The sequence below is a fragment of the Microbacterium sp. Leaf351 genome (assembly GCF_001423825.1).
Taxonomy (GTDB): Bacteria; Actinomycetota; Actinomycetes; order Actinomycetales; family Microbacteriaceae; genus Microbacterium; species Microbacterium ginsengisoli.
The window spans coordinates 22767-26965 of sequence record NZ_LMPK01000002.1 but is presented as its reverse complement, the minus strand read 5'-3'; the positions used below and the strand labels follow the sequence as shown (position 1 = coordinate 26965).

Sequence of the window (4199 nt, the reverse complement as noted above, 5' to 3'; positions counted from 1 at the left end):
GGATGCTGGCATCCAGACGGAACAGCGACATGACACTCCGATCATTCTCGTAGTCGCTATGGAAATTAGAGCGACTTTCCGGAGTGTAGCACCGCTACCATGGGGGCATGGCCGAGGACCACGACACCCACGCGTGCGACGCGGCGGTGTCGCTCGCGTTCTCGATCCTCGGCAAGCGCTGGAACGGCATGATCCTGAGCGTGCTCGGGGCGGGACCGACGTCGTTCGTCGCGATCCGCCGGGCCATCGGCGTCAGCGACGCCATGCTCTCCGACCGGTTGGGCGAGCTCGCCGAGGCGGGACTCGTGAGCCGTTCCGTCGAACCCGGCCCGCCCGTCACCGTCAGCTACGCGCTCACCGAGGCGGGCACCCGCATCAGCCCGATCCTCGACGACCTCGGACGCTGGGCGAGCTCCTACCTCGTCGCCCCCGCGCGGCCATGAGCGTCGCGGGCGCCGCGAACCTGCGGGATTCCCACGAACCCTGCCGCGCGTCGCGCCCGATGTCTACACTGAGGGCGACCCCCGTTTCATCGTCGATCGGAGGGCGCGAATGACGTCCCCTTGGNNNNTCGTGCGCGGCAACTCGGACGACGACCGCGTGCGGAACGTGCGCGGCATGGTGCGCGAGAGTTGGCGCCGCTCGCTCGACCGTCTCGTCGGCGTCGAAGACCTGCCGCCCATCGGCATCCCCGCCGACGAACTCGATCGGCTGCGGCACGAGCATCCCCTTGCGGGTGCGATCGACATGATCCGCACGCTCCTCATCCCCGGCGTCTCCGAGGATTCCGGCGTGGTCGTCGCCGTCGGCGATGCCGCCGGAAGACTGCTGTGGGTCGAGGGCGATCGACGTCTGCGACTGCGTGCGGGCGAGATGGGCTTCGTCGCCGGCGCCACGTGGTCGGAGGAGGCCATGGGCACCGCCGCTCCCGGCACCGCCCTCATGCTCGACCAGTCGGTGCAGATCCGCGGCGCCGAGCACTTCAACCGTCTCGTGCAGGGCTGGTCGTGCACGGCCGCGCCCGTGCACGACCCCGAGACGAGACGTCTGCTCGGCGTCATCGACGTCACCGGCACCGACGTCGTCGTCACTCCTCAAGCCAAGCTCCTGGTCGACGCGACCGCGCGGGCCGTCGAGGGCGAACTGCTGCTCTCGCGCCTGCGAGCCCGCGCCGAGCAGCCCGCCCGCACCCGCCGCTCTCGCACCCAGCCCGCGGTCACCGGCCGCACCACACTGCGGGTGCTCGGCCGCGACCGCGCGCTGCTCGAGACCGCCGCCGACCAGTCGGTCACCGTGTTCGAGCTCTCGGTGCGCCACGCCGAGATCATGCTCATGCTCGCCACCCACCGGCAGGGTCTGTCGGCCGAGCGGCTGAGCGAACTCGTCTACGGCGACCCCGAGGCATCCGTGACGCTTCGGGCCGAGATCGTGCGCTTGCGCAAGGTGCTCGAGAAGTCTGCGCCGCATCTCGTGCCCGAGTCCCGTCCCTACCGGCTCGGCGGAGGGCTCGAGACCGACGCGCAGCAGCTGCTGTCGCTGCTCGACCGCGGCGCGCACCGTGTCGCGCTCTCGGCGTACCGCGGCGACGTGCTGCCCGAATCGACCGCACCCGGGGTCGAGGAGTTCCGCGACTCGGTGCGCACGGCGCTGCGCGAAGCGCTCATGAGCGAGGCGAGCGTCGACGTGCTGCTGGCCTTCGCCGACACCGAGACGGGGTCCGCCGACGGCGAGCTGTTGCGGCTGTGCCTCGAGATGCTGCCGGCCCGCTCGCCCAAGCGCGCGGGACTCGTGGCGCGCATCGAGCGGCTCGAAGAGGGCTGATCCGCGCCGCGCAACGTGATGCAACGTGGCGCGACCTAGCTTCGACGGCAACGAGGCGGCACCGACGCCGACCTCGGTTCATGACCCGTCGAAGGAGACACCATGACCATCGTCGAAGATGGCGTCTCGAGCGTCTACGCAGCCCCCGGACAGCGTGGCTCGATCGCCGACTACCGCCCCCGCTACGGCCACTACATCGGCGGCGAGTGGGTAGAGCCCGTCAAGGGCCAGTACTTCGAGAACATCTCGCCTGTCAACGGCAAGCCGTTCACCGAGGTCGCGCGCGGCACCAGCGAGGACATCGATCGCGCGGTGGATGCCGCGTGGAAGGCGTTCGAGAGCTGGAAGAAGACCAGCACCACCGAGCGCGCCAACCTGCTCAACAAGATCGCCGACCGCATCGAGCAGAACCTCGAGAAGATCGCCGTCGCCGAGACCTGGGACAACGGCAAACCGGTGCGCGAGACGCTCGCCGCGGACATCCCGCTGACCGTCGACCACTTCCGCTACTTCGCCGGCGTGCTGCGGGCCCAGGAGGGCGGCATCAGCCAGATCGACGAGAACACGGTCGCGTACCACTTCCACGAGCCGCTGGGCGTGGTCGCGCAGATCATCCCGTGGAACTTCCCGATCCTCATGGCAGCGTGGAAGCTCGCCCCCGCGCTCGCCGCCGGCAACTGCGTGGTCATCAAGCCCGCCGAGCAGACCCCGGCGTCGCTGCTGTTCCTGTTCGAGATCATCGGCGACCTCATCCCCGCCGGTGTCGTCAACATCGTCAACGGCTTCGGCATCGAGGCGGGCGCGCCGCTCGCGCAGCACAAGCGCATCCGCAAGGTCGCCTTCACGGGTGAGACCACCACGGGCCGCCTGATCATGCAGTACGCGTCGCAGCACCTCATCCCGGTCACGCTCGAGCTCGGAGGCAAGAGCCCGAACCTGTTCTTCGAGGACGTCGCCACCCGTGACGACAGCTTCTACGACAAGGCGCTCGAGGGCTTCACGCTGTTCGCCCTGAACCAGGGCGAGGTCTGCACCTGCCCGTCGCGCGCGCTCATCCAGCGCTCGATCTACGACCAGTTCCTCGGTGACGGCCTGCAGCGCGTCAGCAAGATCATCCAGGGCAACCCGCTCGACCCGAACACCATGATCGGTGCGCAGGCGTCGAACGACCAGCTCGAGAAGATCCTGTCCTACATCCAGATCGGCCAGGAGGGCGGCGCGAAGCTGCTCACCGGTGGTGAGCGCGTCGACCTCGGCGGCGACCTGTCGGGCGGCTTCTACGTGGCGCCGACCGTGTTCGAGGGCACCAACGACATGCGGATCTTCCAGGAGGAGATCTTCGGTCCGGTCGTCTCGGTCACCTCGTTCGACGACTTCGACGACGCCATCTCGATCGCCAACGACACGCTGTACGGCCTGGGCGCCGGTGTCTGGAGCCGCAACATCGACACCGCCTACCGTGCCGGTCGCGCCATCGAGGCCGGTCGCGTCTGGACGAACACCTACCACCAGTACCCGGCTCACGCCGCCTTCGGTGGCTACAAGCAGTCGGGCATCGGACGCGAGAACCACGCTCAGATGCTCGACCACTACCAGCAGACCAAGAACCTCCTGGTCAGCTACGCGGAAGGGGCCATGGGCTTCTTCTAAGCCGATGGATGCGGGGCTCCCCACTCCTCCGGGAGCCCCGCGGATCCGTCGCCCGCCGTCGTCCCGGTCTTCCCTCCGGGCGGCGGCGGGCGCACACTCGGAGGACACGATCTCGGAGAGGAGATCACGATGGTCCGTATCGGCACCTATCACCGCGTCGATGTGACGGATGCCGCGGCATCCCTGCTGCGGCAGCTGACCGAGCAGCACGGCCCGCTGATGTTCCACCAGTCCGGCGGTTGCTGCGACGGCAGCGCACCCATGTGCTACCCGATCGGGATGTTCATGACCGGTCCGAGCGACGTGAAGCTCGGCGACCTTGATGTCCCGGGCCTCGAGCCGATCGAGGTCTTCATGTCGGAGAGCCAGTTCGAGTACTGGAAGTACACCCATCTGACGATCGACGTCGTGCCCGGCCGTGGCGCCGGCTTCAGCGTGGAGGGCCCGACGGGGATGCGCTTCCTCATCCGGTCGCGCATGCTCAACGACGCCGAGCTCGAGTACTTCGGGTTGACGACGTCGTGACGAACGCTTCGTGACGCCCGGTTCCGGGCGCGGCGGGCCCCGACCCTAGGCTGGGGCGGTGGACGAGACCGCCCGGGCCGAGCGTATCGTGCGCGCCGTCGCCCTCCGCACGAACGCGCTCCTCGCGGCACGGTCGGTGCACGTCGTCGAGGGTGGGGCGTCGCTCTCCGCCGAGGTGAGACGCCTCATTCGCGCGCTCGGCG

The 4199-nt window shown here is 68.9% G+C and carries 4 protein-coding genes; all 4 read left to right on the top strand.

The genetic code is table 11. From position 1 onward, the window contains the following. The first annotated feature begins 107 nt into the window (after positions 1–107). The 4 genes from ASG00_RS00595 (at position 108) to ASG00_RS00580 (ending at position 3996) form a co-directional block, all read left to right on the top strand. On the top strand, positions 108–443 hold the full coding sequence (locus tag ASG00_RS00595; protein ID WP_045247891.1) for a winged helix-turn-helix transcriptional regulator: 336 nt from the start codon (positions 108–110) through the stop codon (positions 441–443). A 130-nt stretch (positions 444–573) separates the two neighbouring features. Then, entirely contained in the window at positions 574–1821 is a 1248-nt protein-coding gene (locus tag ASG00_RS00590) for a GAF domain-containing protein (protein ID WP_235559010.1), read from the top strand. Positions 1822–1923: 102 nt separating this feature from the next. Then, the gene (gene exaC / locus ASG00_RS00585) at positions 1924–3471 is read left to right on the top strand and encodes an acetaldehyde dehydrogenase ExaC (RefSeq protein WP_056206124.1); all 1548 of its coding nucleotides are present in this window, start codon (positions 1924–1926) and stop codon (positions 3469–3471) included. A gap of 129 nt (positions 3472–3600) precedes the next feature. Next, positions 3601–3996: a DUF779 domain-containing protein gene (locus ASG00_RS00580; RefSeq protein WP_056206123.1), complete on the top strand. Its 396-nt coding sequence runs from the start codon at positions 3601–3603 to the stop codon at positions 3994–3996. Positions 3997–4199 lie beyond the last annotated feature (203 nt).